This is a genomic window from Stenotrophomonas sp. Marseille-Q4652 (genome assembly GCF_916618915.1).
In the GTDB taxonomy this organism is placed as follows: Bacteria; Pseudomonadota; Gammaproteobacteria; order Xanthomonadales; family Xanthomonadaceae; genus Stenotrophomonas.
The window spans coordinates 2,838,046-2,861,377 of sequence record NZ_CAKAKE010000001.1; the positions used below are offsets into that span (position 1 = coordinate 2,838,046).

At 71.3% G+C, this 23,332-nt stretch carries 21 protein-coding genes; 11 read left to right on the top strand and 10 right to left on the bottom strand.

The window, feature by feature from the left end; genetic code table 11:
• Positions 1 to 234: 234 nt before the first annotated feature.
• Genes hemF through LG380_RS13385 form a run of 4 tightly spaced genes read right to left on the bottom strand, consistent with a single transcriptional unit; the run spans position 235 to position 4,555 of the window.
• Positions 235 to 1,134, bottom strand: a complete 900-nt coding sequence (gene hemF, locus LG380_RS13370) for an oxygen-dependent coproporphyrinogen oxidase (RefSeq protein ID WP_225765742.1) — start codon at positions 1,132 to 1,134, stop codon at positions 235 to 237.
• Between the two features lie 36 nt (positions 1,135 to 1,170).
• Positions 1,171 to 1,761: a hypothetical protein gene (locus tag LG380_RS13375; RefSeq protein ID WP_225765743.1), complete on the bottom strand. Its 591-nt coding sequence runs from the start codon at positions 1,759 to 1,761 to the stop codon at positions 1,171 to 1,173.
• Positions 1,758 to 2,192: an NUDIX domain-containing protein gene (locus tag LG380_RS13380; RefSeq protein ID WP_225765744.1), complete on the bottom strand. Its 435-nt coding sequence runs from the start codon at positions 2,190 to 2,192 to the stop codon at positions 1,758 to 1,760. The genes LG380_RS13375 and LG380_RS13380 overlap by 4 nt, the downstream gene beginning before the upstream one ends.
• The gene (locus LG380_RS13385; RefSeq protein WP_225765745.1) at positions 2,189 to 4,555 is read right to left on the bottom strand and encodes a S9 family peptidase; all 2,367 of its coding nucleotides are present in this window, start codon (positions 4,553 to 4,555) and stop codon (positions 2,189 to 2,191) included. Before LG380_RS13385 ends, LG380_RS13380 begins: the two co-directional genes overlap by 4 nt.
• 157 nt (positions 4,556 to 4,712) lie before the next feature.
• Between LG380_RS13385 and LG380_RS13390 the strand changes: the two genes are divergently transcribed.
• On the top strand, positions 4,713 to 6,056 hold the full coding sequence (locus tag LG380_RS13390; RefSeq protein ID WP_225765746.1) for an AMP-binding protein: 1,344 nt from the start codon (positions 4,713 to 4,715) through the stop codon (positions 6,054 to 6,056).
• 27 nt (positions 6,057 to 6,083) lie between these two features.
• Here LG380_RS13390 and LG380_RS13395 read toward each other — a convergent pair whose 3' ends face one another.
• Positions 6,084 to 7,100: a pteridine-dependent deoxygenase gene (locus LG380_RS13395; protein ID WP_225765747.1), complete on the bottom strand. Its 1,017-nt coding sequence runs from the start codon at positions 7,098 to 7,100 to the stop codon at positions 6,084 to 6,086.
• A 228-nt stretch (positions 7,101 to 7,328) separates the two neighbouring features.
• Between LG380_RS13395 and LG380_RS13400 the strand changes: the two genes are divergently transcribed.
• Genes LG380_RS13400 through fabG form a run of 8 tightly spaced genes read left to right on the top strand, consistent with a single transcriptional unit; the run spans position 7,329 to position 13,724 of the window.
• The gene (locus LG380_RS13400; protein ID WP_225765748.1) at positions 7,329 to 7,598 is read left to right on the top strand and encodes a phosphopantetheine-binding protein; all 270 of its coding nucleotides are present in this window, start codon (positions 7,329 to 7,331) and stop codon (positions 7,596 to 7,598) included.
• Between the two features lies 1 nt (position 7,599).
• A complete protein-coding gene (locus tag LG380_RS13405; protein ID WP_225765749.1) occupies positions 7,600 to 8,328 on the top strand; it encodes a ketosynthase in 729 nt (242 codons plus the stop codon).
• Positions 8,329 to 8,368: 40 nt separating this feature from the next.
• On the top strand, positions 8,369 to 8,665 hold the full coding sequence (locus LG380_RS13410; protein ID WP_225765750.1) for a 3-hydroxyacyl-ACP dehydratase FabZ family protein: 297 nt from the start codon (positions 8,369 to 8,371) through the stop codon (positions 8,663 to 8,665).
• Complete coding sequence (locus LG380_RS13415; RefSeq protein ID WP_225765751.1) at positions 8,662 to 9,645, top strand: acyltransferase; 984 nt, start codon at positions 8,662 to 8,664, stop codon at positions 9,643 to 9,645. Before LG380_RS13410 ends, LG380_RS13415 begins: the two co-directional genes overlap by 4 nt.
• Before the next feature lie 10 nt (positions 9,646 to 9,655).
• Complete coding sequence (locus LG380_RS13420) at positions 9,656 to 10,207, top strand: LolA-related protein (protein WP_263973785.1); 552 nt, start codon at positions 9,656 to 9,658, stop codon at positions 10,205 to 10,207.
• 2 nt (positions 10,208 to 10,209) lie between these two features.
• A complete protein-coding gene (locus LG380_RS13425; protein ID WP_225765753.1) occupies positions 10,210 to 12,543 on the top strand; it encodes an MMPL family transporter in 2,334 nt (777 codons plus the stop codon).
• Positions 12,530 to 12,967, top strand: a complete 438-nt coding sequence (locus LG380_RS13430; RefSeq protein ID WP_225765754.1) for a phosphotransferase — start codon at positions 12,530 to 12,532, stop codon at positions 12,965 to 12,967. Before LG380_RS13425 ends, LG380_RS13430 begins: the two co-directional genes overlap by 14 nt.
• A 25-nt stretch (positions 12,968 to 12,992) precedes the next feature.
• Entirely contained in the window at positions 12,993 to 13,724 is a 732-nt protein-coding gene (gene fabG, locus LG380_RS13435) for a 3-oxoacyl-ACP reductase FabG (RefSeq protein ID WP_225765755.1), read from the top strand.
• Positions 13,725 to 13,739: 15 nt separating this feature from the next.
• Here fabG and LG380_RS13440 read toward each other — a convergent pair whose 3' ends face one another.
• The 5 genes from LG380_RS13440 to LG380_RS13460 are packed head-to-tail and all read right to left on the bottom strand — an operon-like array spanning position 13,740 to position 19,430.
• Entirely contained in the window at positions 13,740 to 14,996 is a 1,257-nt protein-coding gene (locus LG380_RS13440; RefSeq protein ID WP_225765756.1) for a cation:proton antiporter, read from the bottom strand.
• Positions 14,997 to 15,016: 20 nt separating this feature from the next.
• Entirely contained in the window at positions 15,017 to 16,636 is a 1,620-nt protein-coding gene (locus tag LG380_RS13445; RefSeq protein WP_318780086.1) for an NAD(P)/FAD-dependent oxidoreductase, read from the bottom strand.
• A gap of 1 nt (position 16,637) precedes the next feature.
• Complete coding sequence (locus tag LG380_RS13450; RefSeq protein ID WP_225765757.1) at positions 16,638 to 17,450, bottom strand: glycosyltransferase family 2 protein; 813 nt, start codon at positions 17,448 to 17,450, stop codon at positions 16,638 to 16,640.
• On the bottom strand, positions 17,443 to 18,237 hold the full coding sequence (locus LG380_RS13455) for a beta-ketoacyl synthase chain length factor (protein ID WP_225765758.1): 795 nt from the start codon (positions 18,235 to 18,237) through the stop codon (positions 17,443 to 17,445). The genes LG380_RS13450 and LG380_RS13455 overlap by 8 nt, the downstream gene beginning before the upstream one ends.
• Entirely contained in the window at positions 18,234 to 19,430 is a 1,197-nt protein-coding gene (locus LG380_RS13460) for a beta-ketoacyl-[acyl-carrier-protein] synthase family protein (RefSeq protein ID WP_225765760.1), read from the bottom strand. Before LG380_RS13460 ends, LG380_RS13455 begins: the two co-directional genes overlap by 4 nt.
• A 312-nt stretch (positions 19,431 to 19,742) precedes the next feature.
• On the opposite strand from LG380_RS13460, the gene LG380_RS13465 reads away from it, so the two are divergent.
• Entirely contained in the window at positions 19,743 to 20,012 is a 270-nt protein-coding gene (locus LG380_RS13465; RefSeq protein WP_225765762.1) for a YcgL domain-containing protein, read from the top strand.
• Complete coding sequence (locus LG380_RS13470) at positions 20,005 to 23,331, top strand: ankyrin repeat domain-containing protein (RefSeq protein ID WP_225765765.1); 3,327 nt, start codon at positions 20,005 to 20,007, stop codon at positions 23,329 to 23,331. The genes LG380_RS13465 and LG380_RS13470 overlap by 8 nt, the downstream gene beginning before the upstream one ends.
• The last annotated feature ends 1 nt before the right edge of the window (position 23,332 follow it).

A 23,332-nucleotide genomic window follows, 5' to 3' on the forward strand; every position in this document is an offset into this window, starting at 1 on the left:
GGATCTCTCCCATCCCCTAGAGCAGATCTGGAACGGAAGCTCCTCCCCAAGTTTCCGTTCCCCGGCCCCGTCGACCCCCCCCTGGTCGCCGGGGCTTTTTTTTGCCCCGGCTATACCCCTGATCCGTGTTGCCGACTGCAGCGATCGCTGCATGGATGCGGCTGGCACGTGTGCTGCCGGAGTCCGTTCAAGAGGCGGTACGTCCGCGGCGCGCTCAACCGGCCACGGGCCGGTTCAGTCCAGCCACTCGCGCGGGACAAGGTAGCTGGCCAGGCGCGCTTCGGCGCTGTCGGCGTCGGGCTGGAAGCCGTACTCCCAGCGCACCCGCGGCGGCAGGCTCATCAGGATGCTCTCGCTGCGGCCGCCGCTCTGCAGGCCGAACAGGGTGCCGCGGTCGTAGACCAGGTTGAACTCCACGTAGCGGCCGCGCCGGTACAGCTGGAACTCGCGCTCGCGCTCGCTGTACGGCGTGTCCTTGCGACGTTCGACGATCGGCAGGTAGGCGTCGAGGAAGCCATCGCCGACCGCCCGCAGGTAGGCGAAGTCGGTCTCGAAGTCGCCATGCAGGTCATCGAAGAACAGTCCGCCCACGCCGCGGGTCTCGTTGCGGTGCTTGAGGAAGAAGTATTCGTCGCACCAGCGCTTGTGCTCGGCATAGCGGGTCGGGCCGAACGGCGCGCACAGCTGCGCGGCGGTGTGGTGCCAGTGGCGCACGTCCTCGTCGAACGGATAGAACGGGGTCAGGTCGAAGCCGCCGCCGAACCACGACGCCACGTGCTGCCCGTCGCGCTCGGCGCGGAAGTAGCGCACGTTGGCGTGGGTGGTGGGCAGGTAGGGATTGCGGGGGTGAAACACCAGCGATACGCCGGTGGCGCGCCACGAGGCGCCAGCCAGTTCCGGGCGGTTGGCCGAGGCCGAGGGCGGCAGGCGGGTGCCGGAGACGTCGGAGAAGCCGATGCCGGCCTGTTCGAACACGGCGCCGTCGCGCAGCACGCGGGTACGGCCGCCGCCGCCCTCCGGGCGCTGCCAGGCATCCTCGACGAAGCGGGCCTGGCCGTCGGCCTGTTCGATGGCGGCGCAGATGCGGTCCTGCAGGTCGGTGAGGTAGGTACGGACGCGGTCGAATTCAGTCATGCCGCTACTTTAGCGCAGGGGCCTGCCGGTGCCGGCTCAGGCGCCGAACAGCTGGCGTACTTCGGCGCGCCGCAGCCTGACCACCAGCCATGCATGCAGGGCGGCGAAGGCCACCGAGGTGGCCGCGGCGGTGAGCAGGCAGGCCCAGCGGCTGAACTGCATCTGCGCGAGCAGATCGCGACCTTCCGCCGTTCCGGCCAGGTCCTCCGGCAGCAAAGCCAGCAGCCCACTGAATAAACAATCGACCAGGGGCAGGCTGGCAAAGTTGAACACGCCCACCACCACGAGGGCGGCGATGAATCCCTGCCGGCCCCATTCGCGGTACCTGAGCAGGCTCCAGCACACCACCATGAACACCAGCGTGAGCAGCAGCATCGCCCAGCTGAGGGCGACTGCGTGGTCCAGCAGCCACCGCAGGCCGGTCGAAGGCGGCAGGCCGATCCGCTGCAGCCAGGGCCCGAAGTCCAGATGCTCCAGCAGCAGGACGACCGCGAGCTGGCCAACGCAGTACACCAGCATCAGCCCGCCCATGATCAGTGACATGCGGGCGGTGGCGTCGACGAACCCCTGCGCCGGGTTCTTCGCGGGGGACGCCGGCAGGCCACCGGGTAGCGGCGGACGGCTCATGCCGGGGTCCTGTCGGGGCGTGCGGCCAGGGCCGCCACCGCTGCCGGCAGGATATGGCGCTCGCTCAGCGGTGCCAGCGCCACGCCATGCGGCGGTTGCAGCGGGATCCAGGCCAGCTCGGCGATCTCGGCCTGCGCCTGCGCGGTACCTTGGACCTGGACCAGGAAGGCCTCGCCGCGCACGCGGCGGCCACTCTCGTTGACTGCCTTGTCCTCGAACAGGCCCAGCCACTGCGCACTGTCGGCGACCATCTGCACGCCCAGCTCCTCGTGCAACTCGCGGGCCAGCGTGGCCAGTGCATCCTCCCCCGGCTCGCGCTTGCCGCCGGGCTGGATGAAGCTGGTCGAGCCCTGCTTGCGTACCACCAGCACCTGGTCGCCGCCGCGGGTGATCACCGCGGTGACGATCTCGATCGCCGGTGCGGCGCTCATTTGAGGGTGTCCTCGAACAGTTTGAGGATGCGCTTGTACTGGTCCAGCCAGGAGTCGGCGCGGATGTAGCCGTGGCGCTCCAGCGGGTACGGGGCAATCGACCAGTTGTCCTTGCGCAGCTCGATCAGGCGCTGGGTCATGTTGATCGAGTCCTGGAAGAACACGTTGTCATCCATCATCCCGTGCGCGATCAGCAGGTTGTCCTGCAGGCCCTGCGCATATCCGATCGGCGAGGAGACGCGGTAGGCCTCCGGGTCGATGTCCGGGGTGTTGAGGATGTTGCTGGTGTACTCGTGGTTGTAGTGCATCCAGTCGCCGACCGGGCGCAGCGCGGCCCCGGCCTTGAAGGTGCCGGGCTGGCGGAACAGCGCCATGAAGGTCATGAAGCCGCCGTAGGAGCCGCCGTAGATGCCAGCGCGCTCGCGGTCACCCTGCCTGTGCTCGACCAGCCAGTCCAGGCCGTCCAGGTAATCCTCCAGCTCCGGGTGTCCCATGTTGCGGTACACCGCGGTACGCCAGTTGCGCCCATAGCCCTCGCTGCCGCGGAAGTCCATGTCCAGCACGATGTAGCCCTTCTGCACCAGCAGGTTGTGGAACATCTGCTCGCGGAAATAGTTGGGGTAGCGCTGGTGCACGTTCTGCAGGTAGCCGGCGCCGTGCACGAACATCACGATCGGGTACTGCCTGCCCGGTTCCAGCGTTTCCGGGCCGTAGTACTTGGCCCAGACATGGCCGGCGCCGTGCTTCGAAGGCACCTTGACCAGCTGCGGGGCGATCCATTCGCGCGCCTTGAACTCGGCGCTGCGGGTGTCGGTCAGCACCCGGGCCTGGCCGCCGGCCGCCGGCACCACCGCCAGCTGCGGCGGCAGGTAGGCGCTGCCGTAGCGCACCAGCAGCTGCTGGCCATCGGGCGACAGGCTGAAATCCTCCACGCCGTCCAGCGCGGTGACCTCGGCGACCTTGCCGCCGCCGGCATCGACCGTGCAGACCTCGTAGTCCACCGGCGCCTGCAGGTTGCACAGGAAGTAGAAGCCGTTGCCGTCGGCGCGCTGCACCACCGAGGAAGCTTCCCAGTTGCCGCCGGTCAGCGCCCTGGCCTTGCTGCCCGGGGCGGTGGTGTACAGGTGCGAGTAGCCGGACTCCTCGCTCAGCAGCCACAGCGTGCGGCCGTCGGCCATCCAGCCGAAATCGTTGAAGTTCCAGTTGATCCACGCCGGATCGGTCAGCCGGTGGCGGGTCTCGAGCTTGCCGGCGGTGTCGATGCTGACCAGCCAGCGGTCCTTGTTGTCGACCGCGCGCAGCATCACCGCCGCGCTGCTGCCGTCTCGGTTCCACTGCAGCGAGTCCTGGCCGCGGCCGCCGAGCAGCTGCACGGGGCGGTTGCCCTTGAGCGGTTCCTTGCCGGCGGCCTTGCGCAGCGCTGCCAGTGGATCGGTGGCGATGCCGGGCAGGGTGTCGAGCTTGAGCTCGGTGGCCTTGCCTTCGACAGAATCCACCAGCCACAGCGTGTGCGGCTCGGGCGCGTTGCGGCCGACGCGGGTGCGGGTGTCCTCGGTTTCCTCGTAGCCGGATTCGGTCACATACAGCGGCATCTTGCCGCCGCGGCCTCCCTCGTAGCCCTTGGGCTTGGTGACCACGACCAGGTGGCGGGCATCGGGCGAGAGCGCGCTCTGCACGATCTCCACGCCGGCACCGAGATAGACCGGCGCGGTGGCGCGGGTCGGGTCGGCACGGCGCCAGCTTTCCTCCTGCGTGCGCAGCGCCTCGCGCTGGTCGCGGTCGCGGCGCAGGGTCTCGATCGTGCGCAGCTGCTGCTCGCGCAGCTCGTCGGCCTTGGGCGGGTCGGCCGGGTTGTTCTCCGCCTTTAGCGTGGCCACGCGGGTGATGCCGTTGGCGGCGGTCCAGTGGAACCAGTCCTGGCCCACGCGCCAGGTCACGCCGCCATCGCGGGCAAAGCCCACCGCGGCGGCCTTCTCGGTGCCGCGGGTGAGCTGGGTCAGCGCGCCGCTGCGCAGGTCGCGCACGAACACGTCGCCGTTGCGGACGAAGGCGGTGCGCTGGCGGGCGGCGTCGAACACCGGGTTGGCCACGTCCAGGGTGCCGCGCTGGTCGTCGGCGACCTGCTGGGCGATGCCGCCGGCGACGGGCTGGCGGAAGGTGTCGCGCACCGGGCTGCCCTTGCGCTTGAGCTTGTACTCAACCTGCTGGCTGTTCCACGACCACCAGGCGCTTTCCACCGGCGGACCGATCCAGTCCGGGTCGGCCATGGCCTGTTCGATGGTGATCGGCGTCGGTGCGGCAATGGCGGCATCGGCGGCGAGGGCGGCGAACATCAGCAACGGCAGGCAGGACAGGCGGGACATGGGCGATACCGGTTGGAAAACCGGGCAAGCGTAGCAGTCCGCTCCCGCCCGGGGCTGGGCCACAGGTCATGGCGCGGGTTGTCAGGGCTGGCGGGCATCTTCACGATAGGCGCCCGGCGCCGTGGCGCTGCCCCTCTGCCCAGGAGATTCCGCACGCATGTCCGCCGCCCCCGACGCTTCCGCCGAGTACCTGCCGCTGGCGATGGGTGACCCCGGGCGCGTGCTGGCCGTGCAGCCGGCCGGCAACATCGACCTGGCCACCTTCGTGCGCCACGTGCATGGCGTTGCCGCGCTGCTGCCGGAGGGCGAACACGCGATCAACCTGTGCGAGGACCGCTACCGATTTCTGGTCGGTTTCTGTGCGGTGGCACTGCGCGGGCAGGTGACCCTGCTGCCGCCCTCGCACGCACCGGCCATGGTCGAGGACGTGCGCTGCTGTTATCCGCGTACCTGGTGCCTGAGCGATGCCGCCGTGGACGCCGGCCCGGCAGAGGTGGTGGTGATGCCGGACGAGCTGCCCGAAGCCGATGGCCCGATGTCGTTCGTGCATCCGGCCCAGCTGGTGGTGATCGGCTTCACTTCCGGCAGCACCGGCACGCCCAGCGCCAATGCCAAGACCTGGGGCGCGTTCGTGGCCAGCACCGGCCAGAACCTGTCCGCCCTGCGCGACCTGTGGGGCGATGCCCTGCCGGGCATCGTGGCGACCGTACCGCCGCAGCACATGTACGGCATGGAGCTGTCGGTGCTGTTTCCGCTGCTGGCGCCGGCGCGCATCCACGCCGGGCGCCCGTTCTTCCCCGAGGACGTGGCCACCGCGCTGGCGCAGACGCCCGCCCCGCGACTGCTGGTGACCACGCCGGTGCATCTGCGCGCGCTGGTGAACTCGGGCGTGGACCTGCCGGCCCTGGCCGGCATCGTCACCGCCACCGCGCCGTTGCAGCAGGAACTCGCCGCCGCGGCCGAACAGCGCTTTGCCACCGAGGTGCGCGAGATGTTCGGCTCCACCGAGACCTGCATCTTCGCCCGCCGACGCACCGCGCGGGACACCGCGTGGACGCTGCTGCCCGGCGTGCGCCTGCAACCGCGTGCCGATGGCACCGCGGTGCAGGCGCCGCACCTGGCCGCGCCGGTGGTGCTGGCCGACCTGATGGAGCCGTCCGCGGACGGGACCTCGTTCACCCTGCTGGGGCGGCGCGCGGACCTGCTGGAAATCGCCGGCAAACGGGCGTCGCTGGGCGACCTGACCCGGCGCGTGCTGGCGATCGAGGGGGTGGAGGACGCGGCCCTGGTGCAACTGCAACCCGAGCCGGGCCACATGGTCGGCCGCCTGGCCGCCCTGGTGGTGGCGCCGACGCTGGACGAAGCGCAGATCCTGCAGGCGTTGCGCCCGGCGATGGACCCGGTGTTCCTGCCGCGCCCGCTGCGCAAGGTCGAGGCCCTGCCGCGCAACGAGACCGGCAAGCTGCCGCGCGACCAGCTGCTGGCGCTGCTGCGCGACTGAGCGGCCGGCGTCAGCGCCGGCCGGTGGTCAGGGGCTGTTGCCGAAGACGCCGTCGATCTCGATGCGCAGGTTGCGGCGGCACACCTGCGCGTGCAGGAAGATCCGCGGCACCTGCGGGTCCAGATGCCGGGCCAGGGCCGGGCGCACCAGCTCGATCTCGGCCGGGTCACGCAGGTAGACCTTGAGCGGGCTGTGCGCGCCGAAGGCCAGCGGCAACTGCGGCTGGCGTTCGCGCGCTGCGCCGATCAGGGCCTGGAAATTGGCGAAGGTTTCATCGATCTGGCGCAGCGTGCACTCGCCATGCAGCGATTCGTGGCCGACCACGCTGGCCGTGCCCGACAGCAGCAGCGGCAGCTGCATGCCCGGCGCCGGCAGCATCGCACGGGCAAAACTCGGCGGCTGCGGCCCGTACTGGCGGGGATAGCGGTAGGCAGCGACCTGGCGCGGGTTTTCCAGCGGCAGGCCCGGCTGCCGGGCCGACAGCCAGTACACCTGCAGCACGCGCACGCCATCGACCCGGCCGATCGCGGTGGCCGCCGGCAGCGTGCCCGGATCGACCTGGCCCAGTCCCCGGGCGCGGCCCACGCAGAACTGGCGGTAGCGCTCCTGGTCGCCGTCGCCCTCGATGATCGCGTCGAAGTAGTTCCAGATCCGCAGCAGGTGCGGGCACTGCCCGGTGGCCAGCGCCTGCCCCAGTCCGACATAGGCCTGCTGCGCGGCGGCGGTGATGCCGCCGGCCCGGGCCTCGTCCACCTGCAGCGCGCCGAAGGCCAGTTGGCCATCGGTGGCCCAGGCCACGCCGTTGGCATCGCGCCCGTACCGCACCGGGCGCTGGCTGCGCCAGACTTCCAGCGGCGCATCGCCGATCGGCTGCAGGCCAACCTGCAGGTAGCGCGGGTCGTCGCAGGGCGGGATGGCGTTGCCGGACTGGAAGCCGATGATTGCCAGCACCTGCGGGTCGGCCAGCAGCTCCGGCAGTCGTGCGGGGTCGACGTAGTCGATGTCCAGGGCGGCGGCGGCAGCCAGCGGGGTAGCCGCGCTCATGCCTGCCCCGCCGACCCGGACAGCATGCGGGGGCCGGCGATGGAAGCGGACCCGGGGATGGCCGGGCTCGGGGACAGTGCGGGAACGCGCGGGAACGACATGTGGGTGCGTAGACCAGATGTTGCCGGGACAGACCCTATGATAACGCCAGCCAAATCACGGCCATGTTGCGCTGGCGATGCCGATACGGGATCGTTGCGCCCCCTTCCGCAGTCCCAAGGAAGTTCCATGTCCCAACAAACCGATGCCGAACGCGAATTGGCCGAGCTGCTGGTCGAAGCCCTGAACCTGGAAGACGTCAGCGCCGCGCAGATCGACCCCGAAGCACCGCTGTTCAACGACGGCCTGGGCCTGGATTCGATCGATGCGCTGGAACTGGCCCTGGCCATCAGCAAGCGCTACGGCTTCCAGCTGCGTTCGGACAACGACGAGAACCACCGGATCTTCGCCTCGCTGCGCGCGCTGTCGGCGCACGTGCAGGCCAACAAGACCGTCTGAAATGACTGTCGGCGCGGCCCCGCGCAGCGGCGCACCGGAGGCCGCCGGCGTCATCGCCCGCGCCCTGCTGCTGCTGGCCTACCCGCCGCTGGCCCACGTGGCCAGCCTGCGCGAGGAAGGGGCGTGGGCGGCGCTGGCGATGTTCAGCCTGCTGCTGCTGTGCCTGTGGGGGCCGCTGGCGCAGCGCCGGCCATGGGCTTGGGCGGTGCTGCTGGCCGGCATTGTCGCGGCGGTGTGGGCCGCGGCCTCGCCGTCGGTGTGGATGCTGCTGCTCGGCCCGGCCGTGGTGTTCCCGGCGCTGGTGGGCTGGGGCTTTGCCCGCACCCTGAGGCACGGGCGAACTCCGCTGATCTCCTGCTTCGTCAACGCGCTCTACCAGCGCGCCGGCCGCGAGGTCAGCCCGGCGTTGGCCCGTTACAGCCGCCGCCTGACCTGGGGCTGGGCGCTGGTGCTGTGGGCGCTGGCGCTGGTCAACGTGGCGCTGGCGCTGTGCGCTGTGCCCGATGGCCTGCTGGCCGCGTTCGGCGTGCAGCCGTGGTGGCCGATCAACCACGAGCAGTGGTCCTGGTACAGCAACCTCGCCACCTGGGGCCTGACCGGCGGCTTTGCGGTGGGCGAGTACGCGTTGCGCAGCCACCTGTTCCCCGACCCGCCGTACCGCAACGCGCTGCAGTTCCTGCGCCAGATGGGCCAGGTCGGTCCGGCGGTGTGGCGCGACGTGATGCGCTGAGCCCCGTATCCTCTGGCCTGGCGCCGTCGTTCCTTCCTGCATGCAGTTCACCATTCCCCACGACCATCCCTGCCTGCCCGGGCACTTCCCCGGACACCCGCTGGTGCCCGGCGTGGTGGTGCTGGAGCAGGTGCTGCTGGCGATCCAGGCCCGCACCGGTACCCGTGCGCAGTCGTTGCGGCTGGGCCAGGTGAAGTTCGTCGGCCCGCTGCTGCCGGGCCAGTGCGCCAGCATCGAGCTCGAACACCTGCCGCCGCGCTGGCGCTTCGTGGTGCGCCGGGATGGGGACGTACTGGTGCGCGGCGACATGCAGCCCGACCCGGGGCCGGCGGCATGAGCAGCGAGGTCGACTGGAAGCGGCGCCCCGAGGGCGGCGGACGCCTGGCCGTATCGCTGATCGCGTGGATCGCGCGGCATTGCGGGCGCCCGGTGGCGCGTGCCTGCCTGTATCCGATCACCCTGTATTTCCTGGTCATGCGCGCGCCCGAGCGGCGCGCCTCGCGCGCTTTCCTGTCGCGGCTGGACGGGCGCCGCGCCGGCGTGCCCGAGGTGGCCCGCCACATCCACACCTTCGCCTCCACCATCCTGGACCGGGTATTCATGCTGGGCGGGCGCATGCAGCTGTTCGACATCCGCAGCAACGGCCTGGATGAGCTGCACGCGGCGATGGACCTGGGCCGCGGCGTGCTGGTGTTCGGCTCGCACCTGGGCAGTTTCGATGCGCTGCGGGTGCTGGCCCGCGGCCGTCCTGACGTGAAGCTGCGGGTGGTGCTGGACAAGTCGCACAACCCGGCAGTGACCGAGCTGCTGGACCGGCTCGACCCGGGCCTGGCCGCCGGCATCATCGATGCCTCGCAGGAAGGGCCGGTGATCGCGCTGGAGATCAAGCACGCGCTGGAAGAAGGCGCGCTGGTGGCGCTGCTGGTCGACCGCGCACGGCCCGGCGAGCCCTCGGTGCCGGCGCGGCTGCCCGGGCAGGACGCGCCGTTCCCGACCACGCCGTGGCTGATCGCGGCGGTGCTGCGGGTGCCGGTGGTGCTCGCCTTCGGCCTGTACCGGGGCGGCAACCGCTACGACCTGGAATTCGAGCTGTTCGACAACGAGATCAGCATTCCCCGCCGCGAACGCGCGGCAACCGTGGCCGCGCTGGTGCAGCGCTACGCCGCGCGGCTGGAGGCCCGGCTGCGCGAGTCCCCCTACAACTGGTTCAACTTCTATGATTTCTGGCACTCCCCGTCGTCCAGTCCCCAAGTCCCCGCGCCTGTGGGCGCTGGCCCTGCTGTGGGCCACGCTGCCGGCGAGCGCGGCGGACCTTGATCCGGCCTGGGTGCTGCAGCAGCTGGCGCAGCCCGCGCCCAGCCAGACCCCGTTCGTCGAACTGCGCGGCTCGGCGCTGCTGAAGGAACCGCTGCGCGTGTCCGGGCAGTACCGTCGCCCCGACGCCACCACCCTGGTGCGCGAGGTGCAGCAGCCCTACCGCGAGACCTCGCGCATCGCCGGGGGCAAGGTCGTGATCAGCCGCGACGGCAAGCCGCCGCGCGAATTCGCGCTGTCGCGCGTGCCGGAACTGGCCGACCTGCAGCGCAGCTTCAGTGCGCTGCTCTCCGGTGACGGCGCGGCATTGCGGCAGCACTACGACATGCTCGCCAGCGGCGGGCGCGCGCAGTGGGTGCTGGCCCTGCAGCCGAAGGAAGCCGCGCTGGCCAGGCGCGTGCGCGAGGTGAACCTGCATGGCCGCGACGGCGAACTGCGCTGCATCGAGACCCGCCCGGCCAAGGGCGATGTGCAGCGCACCCTGGTCGGCAGTGCCGCCGAGGCCGCCGAAGGAGTGAAGGACGCCGCCGCGCTGGCCGATCTCTGCCACGGCAAGGCGCAGTGACGATGTCGGCAAGGCAACGCACCGGCCTGGCGCTGGCCTGGCTGCTGCTCCTGCTCGTGGCTGGCGCGTGGATCAGCAGCCGGATCGGGGTCAGCGGCGACCTGCGCAAGTTCATGCCCGACGCGCAGACCCCGGCCGAGAAGCTGCTGCTGGACGAGCTGGGCGAAGGCCCGGGCTCGCGCCTGCTGCTGCTGGCCCTGTCCGGCGATACGCCGGAGGTGCTGGCCCAACAGTCACAGGCACTGCGCCAGGCGCTGGAGGCCGAGCCGCTGGTCGAACTGGTGGCCAATGGCGAACAGGCCGGGCTGGAGGCAATTCCCGAAACGCTGCTGCCGTACCGCTACCTGCTCTCGGCCGATGCCGCCGCATCGCTCCAGGCCGATGCCCTGGCGCAGGCGCTGCAGGAACGCGTGCAGGACCTCGGCTCGCCGGCCGGTGCGCTGGTCGAGCCGCTGATCGGTTCCGATCCGACCCTGGAGATCGTCAAGCTGGCCGAGGCGCTGCAGCCGGCCCGTGCGCCGCAGCGGCTGCACGAGGTCTGGTTCGACCGCGGCGGCCGGCAGGCCCTGCTGCTGGTGCAGACCCGCGCCGCCGGCTTCGATCCCAGTGGCCAGCAGCAGGTGGTCGATGCGATCAACCGCGCCTTTGCCGAGGCCGCCGGCGCCAGCTCCAGCCGGCTGGAAATGACCGGTCCCGGCGCGTTCTCGGTCAAGATCGGCAACCGCACCGCGGGCGAGGCCAGCACCATCGGCATGGTCGACACCCTCGGCCTGGTGCTGCTGCTGTGGCTGGCCTACCGCAGCTGGAAGATGCCGCTGCTGGGCTTCCTGCCGCTGGCCAGCGCCGGCCTGGCCGGGCTGGGCGCGGTGGCGCTCGGCTTCGAGGGCGTGCATGGCATCACCATCGCCTTCGGCTTCACCCTGATCGGCGTGGTCCAGGATTATCCGATCCACTTCTTCAGCCACCAGCGGCCCGGGCTGTCGCCATGGGACAACGTGCGCGCGCTGTGGCCGACCCTGCGCACCGGCGTGGTCGCCACCTGCATCGCCTACCTGACCTTCCTGTTCTCCGGCGTGGCCGGGCTCAAGCAGCTGGCGGTGTTCACCATCGTCGCGCTGGCCACCGCCGCCCTGGTCACCCGCTTCCTGCTGCCGGCGCTGGTCGATCCGGCCCCGCGTGACCTGGCCGATTCGCCGGCGCTGGCACGGCTGTGGCAGTGGGTGCAGCGCCTGCCGCGCCCACGCTGGTCACTGCTGCCGCTGGCGCTGGTCGCCGTGGCCGTCAGCGCCCTGGCACCGGGTGCGTTCTGGCAGAACGATCTGGGCCGGCTGACGCCGGTGGACCCGGACGACCTGGCACGCGATGCGCAGCTGCGCGATGAACTGGGCGCACCGGACGTGCGCTACGTGCTGACCCTGCGCGGCCCCGATGCCGAGTCCGTGCTGGCCGCGTCCGAGCAGCTTCGTCCGGCGCTGGAACAACTGGTCGCCGACGGCCGGCTGCGTTCCTTCGACATGGCCGCGCGCTACCTGCCCAGCGCCGCCACCCAAGGCCAGCGCCAGCAGCAGTTGCCGGCTGCCGACGTGCTGGCCGCGCGCATGGACGTGGCCGTGGCCGCCAGTCCGTTCCGCGCCGATGCGTTCGAGCCGTTCCTGGCCGACGTGGAAACCGCACGCAGCGCGCCGCCGCTGCGGCTGCAGGACCTGCGCGGCTCGCCGCTGGCCGGCGCGGTCGAGGGCCTGATGCTGGTCCGACCGGACCAGGCCACCGCCCTGGTCACGCTCAGCGGCCTGGTCGATGTTGCCGCCGTCGCGGCCACTGCCCGCGAACACGGCGCCGAACTGCTGGACATGAAGGACGCGTCCGAATCACTGGTGGCCTCGTACCGCCAGCGCGTGCTGGCCGCCCTCGGCGTGGCGGTGCTGCTGCTGGCCGGCACGGTCTGGTTGTCGCTGCGCTCGCCCGCGCGCATGTGGCGGGTGCTGCTGCCAATGCTGCTCACCACCGCGCTGGTGCTGGCGGTGCTGCGTGGCTGCGGTGTCGAGCTGAACCTGTTCCACCTGATCGGCCTGATCCTGGCCGCCGGGCTGGGCCTGGACTACGGCCTGTTCTTCGAGCACGCCGGCGATGACCGCGGCGACCAGCTGCGCACCCTGCACGGGGTGATCGTGTGCAGCCTGATGACCCTGCTGGTGTTCAGCCTGCTGGCGTGGTCGTCGATCCCGGTGCTGCGCGCGATCGGCAGCACGGTGGCGCTGGGCGTGCTGTGCAACTTCATCCTGGCGCTGCTGGTGTCGCGCCATCCGGTGGGCGAGGGCGTGAATGATCGGGCGTGAGGAGATCCTGGCGCTGGTGCCGCACCAGTACGGCATGTGCCTGTGGGACGAGGTGCTGGACTGGGACGCAGGGCAGGTGAGGGTGCGCGCGCACAACCACCGCGATCCGGCGCATCCGCTGCGCCACGACGGCCAGCTGCATGCGATCCACCTGTGCGAATACGGCGCCCAGGCCATGGCCGTGCACGGTGGCCTGCGGGCGGGCGAAAGCGGCGGCCGTGCACCGGCCGGCATGCTGGTGGCGCTGCGCGACATGCAGCTGCACGTGGCCCGCATCGACGACCTGCCCGGCGCGCTGGAGGCCACCGCGCGCGTGCTGGTCGAAGCCGAGGGCAGCCAGCAGTACGCCTTCGAAATCCACCACGACGGCCAGCTGCTGGCCGCCGGTCGCGCCGCGGTGATGCTGCAGCTGCCGCCACGATGACCGACAACAAGCGAGGACTCCTGCAATGAACCGACCCGTGCGCCGTGCGCTGGTGACCGGCGGCAGTGGCGACCTGGGCGGGGCGATCTGCCGCCGCCTGGCCGCCGATGGCGCCAGCGTGATCGTCCATGCCAACAGCAACCTGGCCCGCGCCCAAGAGGTGGTCGCCGCGATCATCGCCGACGGTGGCCAGGCCAGTGCGGTGGCCTTCGATGTCGCCGATGCCGAGGCCACCTCCGCGGCGATGGAGCAACTGCTGGCCGATGGTGCGATCGACATCGTCGTCAACAACGCCGGCATCCATGACGACGCACCGATGGCCGGCATGGACCGCGAGCGCTGGACCCGGGTCATCGATGTCTCGCTGCATGGCTTCTTCAACGTCACCCAGCCACTGCTGCTGCCAATGGCGCGCAAGCGCTGGGGGCGCATCGTCAACGTGTCCTCGGTGGCGGCGGTGCTCGGCAACCGCGGCCAGACCAACTACGCCGCGGCCAAGGCCGCGCTGCACGGCGCCAGCAAGTCGCTGGCGCGCGAGATGGCCAGCCGCGGCATCAGCGTCAATGTCGTCGCCCCGGGCGTGATCGAGGGCCAGATGGCTGCCGACGCGTTCCCCGCCGAGATGATCAGGCAGACCGTGCCGGCCGCGCGTGCCGGCAGGCCGGAGGAAGTGGCCGCGCTGGTCGCCTTCCTGTGCAGCGATGCCGCCGGCTACATCAACGGCCAGGTCATCGGCATCAACGGCGGCATGGCCTGAGCCAACATACAGGCGTCAGTCCGGCAGACCGTTTTGCGCCGGACTGGCGGCCTGGCCGCGTTTGCCGGAGAACAGCGTCAGCAGCGGGCCGGTCATCACCGTGGTGGCGATCGCCATCACCAGCAGCAGGGTGAACAGCTCCTGGCCGATCAGCCCGGCATCCAGGCCAACCTTGATGACGATCAGCTCCATCAGCGCCCGCGCGTTCATCAGCGAGCCCACCGCGAAGCTGTCGCGCCAGCCAAAACCACCGATGCGCGCGCCGGCCGCACCGCCCAGCACCTTGCCCAGCACCGCGGCGAGCATGATCAGCGCCAGCGCGCCCAGCCCGGCACCGACGAAGGCATCGGCGGTGGTGTTGAGCCCGGCCAGGGCGAAGAAGATCGGCATCAGCACGATGATCGCCAGGTGCTCGACCCGCTCGATCATCGCCCGCAGCAGGCGGTCATCGCGCGGCAGGCAGGCGCCGAACAGGAACGCGCCGAACACCGGATGCAGGTGCAGCCACTGGGTGGTGGCCGCACTCGCGAACACGCCGACCAGCAGCGCCGCCAGCACCATGCCCGAAGGCTGGCCGTCGGCGGCATGGCGCCGCAGCAGCCAGGCGAACAGTGGCCGCACCGCGGCAAACATCACTCCGCACAGCACCACCAGTCCCAGCGTGGTGCGTGCGAAGCCGGCAAAACCCTCGCCCGAACCGATCAGCGCCACCACCAGGGCGAGCATGATCCACGCGAACACATCGGCGATCGCCGCTGCCGACAGCGACAGCTGGCCGATGCGGGTATGGGTCATGCCGCGTTCCTTGAGGATGCGCGCCATGATCGGGAACGCGGTGATCGACATCGCCGCGGCCATGAACAGCGCGAACGGCCAGAAGCCCACGCCGGCCGGTGCCATGGCCGGATGCAGCCATGGGGCGATGCAGATGCCCAGCGCCATCGGTGCCAGCACGCTGAGGATGCCGACCCAGCCGGCACTGCGCAGCTGCGCACGCACGCCTTCCGGCGCACGCAGCTCCAGGCCGACGATGAACATGAAGAGCACCAGCCCCAGCATCGACAGCGAGGACAGCGCCGGCAGCGAGTCGGCGCTGAACAGGGTGGCGTGGAACTGCGGGAACACGCTGCCCAGCACGATCGGCCCGAGCACGATGCCCGCGGCCATTTCGCCAATGACCGGCGGCTGGCCGAGATGGCGCAGCAGCAGTCCGCACAGGCGGGCCGTTGCCAGGATCACGACCAGTTGCAGCAACAGCGGCGAGTGCGGCATCGGAGCGCTCGGTCAGGGGGTCAGGCCGCCGCGAACCAGTGCGGTTCGAGCAGGGGCAAGTCGGCGCGCGGGACATCGACCAGCAGCGGGTCGAGCTGGCTGCCATCGATCTGCGGGTGCTGGCGGCACGCGGCGGCCAGCAGCTCGGCGGCCAGCTGGTGCATGTGCGCCACGTTGGCCTGGATCCGCGCCAGCAGTTCCTGGTCGTTGCCGCCGGCACCCAGTTCGCGGTTGAGCCGGTGGAACCAGTCGATGCTGTACTGGTCGAGCAGGCGCCGGTCCGGCCGCAGCGGGCCGGTGTTGCGCCGGCCCCATTCGCGCAGCAGGGCCTGCATCGCATGATTGAGCGCATTGGCCCGCTCCAGCGACGGGCGCAGGCGGCCGAGCAGGTTGATGTCGGTCAGCCGATCGGCAAAGTACAGCGGTGCCAGCAGCGACCAGTAGTAGGTGTAGTCCCAGATCACCTTCAGCGGCATCACCAGCGCATCGCCGAACAGCGGGTACTGGTCCTGGTAGAGCGTGAGCGTGTTGGCGTAGAAGGAGAAGTACAGCTGCTGGTAGATGTCGGCATAGGGCGCGAACGGCTTGCCGGCGCGATCCTTCTCGATCATGTCGCAGATGTAGCCGTTGCTGATCGCGATGAAGTCGCTGCCCGGCGAGTAGAACGGATCCAGGAACAGCCCGGCCTCGCCGGTGAGCGCCCAGCGGTCGGCGGAAAACACCTGCCTGCAGCCGTAGGAGAAGTGGCGCAGGAACAGGAAGTCCTGCAGCGCATGCCCGGGCGTGTCCAGCGAGGCGGCGACCTGCGGCTGGTGCTGGCGCAGCCAGTCCATCGCCTTGTCGTGGGTGTTCATCGTTTCCAGCGGGTGCATGGCCGCATCGCAGACGATGCCCAGCGAATGCGCGCCGGAGCTGAGGGGAATCAGCCAGAACCAGTAGCCCGGCCCGCACATGTGGTTGGTCGAGCGCCAGCGGTCCGGCGGCGTGCAGCGCGCCAGCCACTGCGGGTCATCGCCCCACTGGTTGGGGTCGACATGGCCGTCGACCCGCCACCACACCGCGTTGGCGTCGTGGTTGTTGGGCTGGGCCAGGTCGAGCTTGCGCTTGAGCAGGCCGGCGCGGCCGCTGGCATCGACCAGCCAGTGCGCCGTGCAGGTTCCCGTCTCGGCATCGCGCTGGTAACGCACCTGGTGCAGCGCGTCGTCGCTGCCCAGCTCGATGCCGCGCACCACCGCGCCATCGATGAACTCCACGCCCAGGCTGCGGGCGTGCTCGCCGAGGAAGTTCTCGAAGCGGCCACGATCCAGCTGCCAGGAGGGCGTGGGCAGGATCTGGCTGACCCCGACCTCGGTGCAGGCCGACACGTCATGCTGGCCTTCGGAGAAGAAGAAGCGGAAGCCGAACTTGCGGATCTGTTCGCTTTCCAGGTGCTGCTTCAGGCCCAGGGTCTGGGCGAAATAGTGCGCGCCGATCTCGACGGTGGACTCGCCGACCTTGAACGCGGCCTCGCGCACCGGATGCGTGCGCCGTTCGATCACCACCACCCGGATGCCGCGATCGCGCTGCCTGAGCTGGATGGCCAGGCTGAGCCCGGCCAGGCCGCCGCCCATGATGAGTACATCGGTGGCGGCTTCGCCCATGTCAGTTCCTGTCCATGCAGTGCAGTGGTGGTTGCGAGAATTCCCCGCTGGGATCGTCGATCACCGGCGGATTGCGCTTGATGTCGCGGCGCACCTGGCGGATGTGGCCATGGCGCAGGGCCTGCAGCACGATGTGGCTGGTGATGCGGTACAGGTCGCGCAGCGGGCGGAAGTGGCTGCGGCGGAACTGCACGCCGGGCTCGGCGCCGGCGTAGCGCGATTCGATCGGCACCGATACGCAGCGCGTGCCCAGCTGGCGCGCGGCCGAGATCACGATCTGCGCCTCGAACACGAAGTCCTCGCCGGGCACGTCCTGCAGGGCGATGACCTCGGCCGGATAGAAGCGCTGGCCGCTCTGGCTGTCGGACACCTGGTAGCCGGTGCCCCAGGCGATGCCCCAGTCACCGAACTCGTTGGCCATGCGCCGCAGCGGCGGCTTGCAGGCGCGGTTGCGCAGGCGCGCGCCGATGATGATGCAGCCAGGATGGCGGTTGGCGCTGTCGAGCAGGCGCTGCAGGTCGAGCGGCGAGTGCTGGCCGTCGCCATCCATGGTCAGCACGCCACGCAGGCCACGGCGCCGGGCCTCGGCAAAGCCGGTGCGCAGGGCCTGGCCCTTCCCGCGACGCCGTTGGTGGCGCAGCACGATGGCCGGCAGGTCGGCGATGCAGTCGGCGGTGCCGTCGTCCGAGCCGTCATCGACCACGATCACGTGCGGGAAGTACGCCAGCGCGCCGGTCACCACCTCGCGGATGCGCAGCGATTCATTCAGCGCCGGCACCAGCACTGCCACTTCGTCGGCGCGCAGCTCAGCCATAGTCCAGCTCCAGCTTCAGCCAGCGCCCGGGCCCGGCCAGCAGCGTGGCCGCCGGCTGTTCCAGCGCCAGGGCCTCGAACAACGGCAGCATCGGTGCCATCGCGTTGCCGCCGAACAGGTCAGCCAGGCGGTGGCCGGCGGGCGCCGGGGCCGCGTCATCGTGGTCCTGCAGCGCGACACGCAACTGCGGGCGGCCGGGCCGGGCGTCGCGCGACAGCAGCAGGGCACCGCCGAGCAGGCCGGCGCTGGCGGCCACTTCGGCCAGCGGGCCGGTGCCGTGCACGTCATAGCCGACCAGCAGCACCGCTTCGCTACCGGTGGCCAGCTGGGTCACCGCCTCCAGCAGGCCCTGGGCGAAGCTGGCCCGCCCGGCGCTGATCGCGGTGGCCGGCGTGTGCGCGCCGGCACCGATGGTCCAGTAGCCGGCCGGGGCGTTGTGCACCGAGTTGTGAAACTTGGTCGGCGAAATCTGCCGCGGATCCTCGGCCAGGGTCGCGCACATGTAGTCGGTGATCGCGATGTCGCCGTGGGTCGAGGTGAACACCGAGGGCACGTCGGCCGGATTGCGACCGGCGGCCTGGCAGGCGGCCAGTGCCGCGTCCAGCGCCACCGCCACGGTGTCCGGCGCACGCCGGCGCTCGTTGGCGGCGAGCAACTGCGGCGACGGCCGCCGCGCTGCGTCCTCGGCGCGGCTGCCATCGTGCAGGTACTGCCGTGCGGCCTCCCACGAGGGCAGGCCGCTGCCCCAGAAGCCGATGCCTTCGATGCTGGCCTGCAGCGCCGTCATGCGCCCACCTTGCCGAAGACCAGCGAACAGTTGTTGCCGCCGAAGCCGAATGAATTGTTCATGGCGTAGCTGATGTCCGCGCGGGCGTTGTCGAAACGGATCTGCGGCCCGCAGGCCGGATCGGGGATTTCACTGTTGAGGGTGCCCGGCAGGAGGCCGTCGGACAGGGCGAGCAGGGCGATCGCCGATTCGACGATTCCGGCCGCGCCCAGGGTGTGGCCGGTCCAGCCCTTGGTCGAGCTGGCGTGCAGCGCGGCCGGGAACAGCGCATCGATTGCCGCGGCCTCGATGCCGTCGTTGGCCGGGGTCGAGGTGCCGTGCAGGTTCATGTAGCCGACGTCGGCGGCGTCGATGCCGGCGAGCTGCAGCGCGGCCTGCATCGCCATCCGTGCGCCCAGGCCCTGCGGGTGCGGCGCGGACATGTGGTGGGCATCGCTGGATTCGCCATAGCCCAGCAGCTGCAGGCCGCTGCTGCCGGCGTCGGCGCGCTCCAGCACCGCATAGCCGCCGGCCTCGCCCAGCGACATGCCGACGCGGCGTGCGTCGAACGGCTGGCAGGGTTCGGGCGCGACCAGCTGCAGGGCGTTGAAACCGAACAGCACGCTGCCGCACAGCGTGTCCACGCCGCCGACCAGGGCCGCATCGACGATGCCGGCCTCGATCAGGCGCGCGGCCTGGGCGAACACCTTGGCGCTGGAGGAGCACGCGGTGGCCACGGTCACGCAGGGGCCCTGCAGGCCGGTGGCGAGCTGGACGAAGTCACCCAGCGAATGCGGGGTATGGATGCGCGGCTTGCGCAGGTCGGCCGGGAAGCGCGCGCCCTCGCCATCGCGCTCGAGCCGGGTGTAGGCCTCCTCGGTGGCACCGATGGCCGAGGTCGAGGTGCCCATCACCACCGCCACGCGGGCGGCGCCATGGCGCTGCTTCAGCTGTTCGACCAGCGCCGGCAGGCCGTCCTGCTGCAGGGCCAGCCAGGCCAGGCGGTTGTTGCGGCAGTCCAGCGATGCCAGCTCCCCGGGCAGGACCACGTCCTCCACGCCATCGACGCGGCCGATCCAGCACGACAGCGGATCGGGTCCGAAGTCATTGCGGCGCAGGCCGCTGCGGCGTGCCTGCAAGGCCTGACGCTGGGCGTCCAGCCCGCTGCCCAATGCCGTGGTCGTGGTGAAGGCCGGGATGTTGATCGGTGGCATTCGACAAGTGGCTTGGGCAGTCACTCTAAATTCCGTGCGGGCAATGGGCGGGGATTATATGGGGCGGCCACGTCCGGCCGCGGTCGTGGTGGCGCAGCGGGCCGTGGCCGGGCGCTACTGTGGAGGCAGCCGTGTGAAGCCGACGATGAATGGCCGCAAGGCAGCCGCCACGACGCACGGCCAGCATTGAAACCCGCATGCGAAGCCGGCGTTGGTGGCCTTCCGGTGCGGCGGGGTTCACCCCGGCGCTTCCGCCGCTGCCGCAATTCCTCCACAATCGCCGGACTCCCATGCAGGGCCAAGCCCGCGGGCATGCAAGCCTACGTCTACAAAAGCCAACGCAAGCAGGACACCTTCGTCTATCTCGCCAAGCGCGATGATTTCAGCCGGCTGCCGCTGTCGCTGGAACAGGCGCTGGCGCCGTTTGCGTTCGTCCTCGAAGTCGCACTGACCGCCGAACGGCGTCTGGCGCGCGCCGATGCCGCGCAGGTGCGGCAGAGCCTGTCCGAACAGGGTTTCTATCTGCAGATGCCGCCGCCACCGGTACCGCCGGTGCCGGCCCCCGGTCGCAGTGATGACTGATTCGGCACGCACCCGGATCGTTGCCGCGGCTGCCGCCATCGCCGTGTTGCTGGGCATGGGCGCGGGTCTTGGTGGCGTGGTCGCCGCGCTCGGCGGCTGGCTGGCGCAGCCGATGTTCGCGCTGGCCGTGTCCTGGCACCGCCGCAGCCGCCAACCGGCCGCGCCGCGCCAGCTGCTGCGTGGCGACCTGCTGCCGCTGCTCGCGCTGTGGGCGGCCGGGCCGTTGCTGCTGGCCGTGCTGCTGGCGTGGCCGATGGGCGCGCTGCGCAGCAGCGGCAGCCTCGGCGCCGCGCTGGCGGTAAGCGTGGCGGTCAGCGCCGCGCTGCTGGCGCTGTGGCGCAGCTGGCCGCTGTGGCAGGAACTGGAAGCCTCCGGTGGCAACCTGCGCAGCCACTGGCAGGCGCTGGGCACGCGCGACGTGCAGTCCTGGCGCGGCTTGGGCGCTGCGGCGCTGGTGCTGCTGGCCAGCGCGACCGTGGTCCTGCCGGCCTGGCCGGGCCTGGTCACCGATGGCAGGCGCTGGCCGCTGGCGATCATCGGCGTGGTACTGGCGGGCGTCGCCCACGTACTGCTGCAGAGGATCACCCCGGCGCCGTCGCTGGCGCCTGCCGCGGCACCCGAACCGGCGTTCGATCCGTTTGCCGAATTCATCGAGCCGCAGCCGCTGGAGCCGCTCGCCCGCGACGACCTGGTCCCGGCGCTGTACGAAGCTGCCCGTGGGGGCCGCGTCGACCGCGCGCTGCAGTTGCTTGATGCCGGCGCCGATCCGCACGCGCTGCCGGCTGCGGACTGGCGTGACCAGCGCAGCCTGTCGGTGCTGGCCGCGGTGCTGCCGGACCTGCGCCTGCTGCGCGCGCTGATTGCCCGCGGGGTGGACGTCAACCAGCCGCACCGCGGCATGACCCCGCTGCTGGCCGCCACCCGCGACAGCTGGCACGGCCGCCCCGAGGCGGTGATGACCCTGCTGGCCAACGGTGCCGATTCGCGCGCGGTCGATGCCGAGGGCAATACCCCGCTGCACCACGCCGCACGCAGTTCCGACCCGGGCGTGGCCGCGCTGCTGCGCGATGCCGCCGCCGAGCTGGACGCGCTCAACCACGAAGGCCACAGCCCGCTGGCGCTGGCCTGCCAGGCCGGCAACTGGCGCCTGGCCAAGTTCCTGCTCGAGCGCGGTGCGCGCCCGGAGCCGGCCGACGGCGTGCCGGTGCTGCTGGCTGCCGCCGGTACCGAGGAGGACGATCCGGCCGGCGTGCAGCTGCTGCTCAAGTACAAGGCCCGTGCCGATGCCCGCGACCGCCAGCGCCGCAGCGCGCTGCACGAGGCCGCCCAGGCCGGGCACGTGGCGATCATCGACACCCTGCTCAACGCCGGCGCCAACCTCGAGGCGCGCGACGTGCTCGGCCGCACGCCGTGGCTGGAGGCCGCGCGCAATGCCCGCGCCGCGGTGATCGAGCAGCTCCTGCCGCACCAGCCCGACGTGGCCGCGGTCGATGCCGAAGGCCGCAACGCGGTACTCCTGGCGTGCATGGCCGACACAGTGTCGGTGGCGCTGGTCAGTCGCCTGCTGGAGCTGGGCATCGCCCCGGACCTGGCCGATGCCGGCGGCCGCCGCGCGGTCGACGCCGCCGCCGAAGCCGGGCGCTGGGGCGTCGTTTCGCTGTTGGATCCGCAGTACCCGCTGCCGGCCGCGGTCAGCGACGCCCAGGCCCAGGTCGCCAGCGATGCCGACGCCAGCGCACCGACGCTGCCGGACAAGCCGCCGCTGGTGCTGCTGCGCGAGGCGCTGGCCTTCGGCAATTTCGAGGGCATGGCACCGCTGGCGCGGCTGTGCGAGGCTGACGAACTCGGCGGCCTGCTGCATGACCCGCAGCTGGCGCTGCAGCCGGCGGTGGTCGAATGGCTGCTCGCCCAGGGTGCCAATCCGGAAGTACCCGATGCCTGCGGCGACACGCCGATGTTCGCGCTGCTGTCCCGCGGCGCCGATGCACTGCAGTCGCTGCAGGCGCTGCTGCGCGCCGGCGTCCCGGCCGCCGGTGCCGGTGGCCTGGCCCGCCTGCTCAGCGCCTGCGTGCACGGTGACCATGCCTCGCGCGGCATGGAACAGTTCGCACTGGAGCTGCTGGAAAAGGGCGCCGACCCGTTCGCGCCGTCGCCGGCCGGCGATCCGCCGCTGGCGCTGGCCGTGCGCCTGGGCTGGCTCAAGCTGCAGCAGTGGCTGCTCGAACACGGCGCCGACCGCGAGGCCCGCGACAGCCACGGCATGACCGCGCTGCACCTGGCCACCGCGCTGGCGCGCGAGGCCTCGCTGAAGCTGCTGGTGATGCAGGGCGCCTCGCCCGACGCCCGTGCCGCCGACGGCCAGACCCCGCTGGGCGTTGCCCTGTCGATCGGTCGCCGCGACCTCGCCGACTGGCTGGACTGGCGCGTGTGGCAGTTGCCGCGCCGTCCGCTGCGCGAGACCGACGTGCCGGCCGCGGCAATGGCCGGCGATGCCGACGCGGTGCGCCGCCTGATCGACCTCGGCCTGCCGGTCGATGCCACCGATGCGCAGGGCTGCACTGGCCTGCTGCGCGCTGCCGGTGGTGGCCACCTGGCTGCCGTGGACCTGTTGCTGGCGCGCGGCGCCGATCCGCAGCGTGCGGCCACCAGTGGCGCCACCCCGCTGTCGGCGGCGGTGAGCATGCGCCAGACCGCCATCGTCTCGGCCCTGCTCGATGCCGGCGCGCAGCTCGAGCACCGCCTGCCCGGTGGCGTCACCGTGCTGATGCTGTCGGCCGCACTGGGCCTGCCGGACATCACCGCACGCCTGCTTACCGCCGGTGCCGACATCCGTGCCAGCGATGCCCAGCAACTGGCGCCGCTGCACTGCGCCGCGCTGTATGGCTTCACCGCGCGCGACCGCACCCGCCTGCTGGCCCTGCTCGACACCCTGCTGCTGGCCGGCGCCGAAGCCGACGCGGTCGCCGCCGGTTCGGTGACGCCGCTGCTGCTGCTGCTCGGCGCCCGCGCCGAACCGGGCACCGCCTGCGACGAACACGTGGTGCTGGCCGGCGTCGAGCGCCTGCTCGACGAGGACGTGTCGCTGGAGGTGCGCGATCCGCGTGGCTTCGGCCCGCTGCACCTGGCTGCGCTGCATGGCCTGCCGCTGCTGGTGCAGTGCCTGATGCGGGCCGGTGCCGATCCGGAACTGCGCGACGCGCTCGGCCGCACGCCGCGCGAGATCGCGGTGATGCGCGGTTTCATCGACGTTGCCGGCCAGTTCGAGCCCGCGCTGCCGGGCACCTCGTCCATGGCCCGGTTCCTGCGCGACAAGGGCTGAT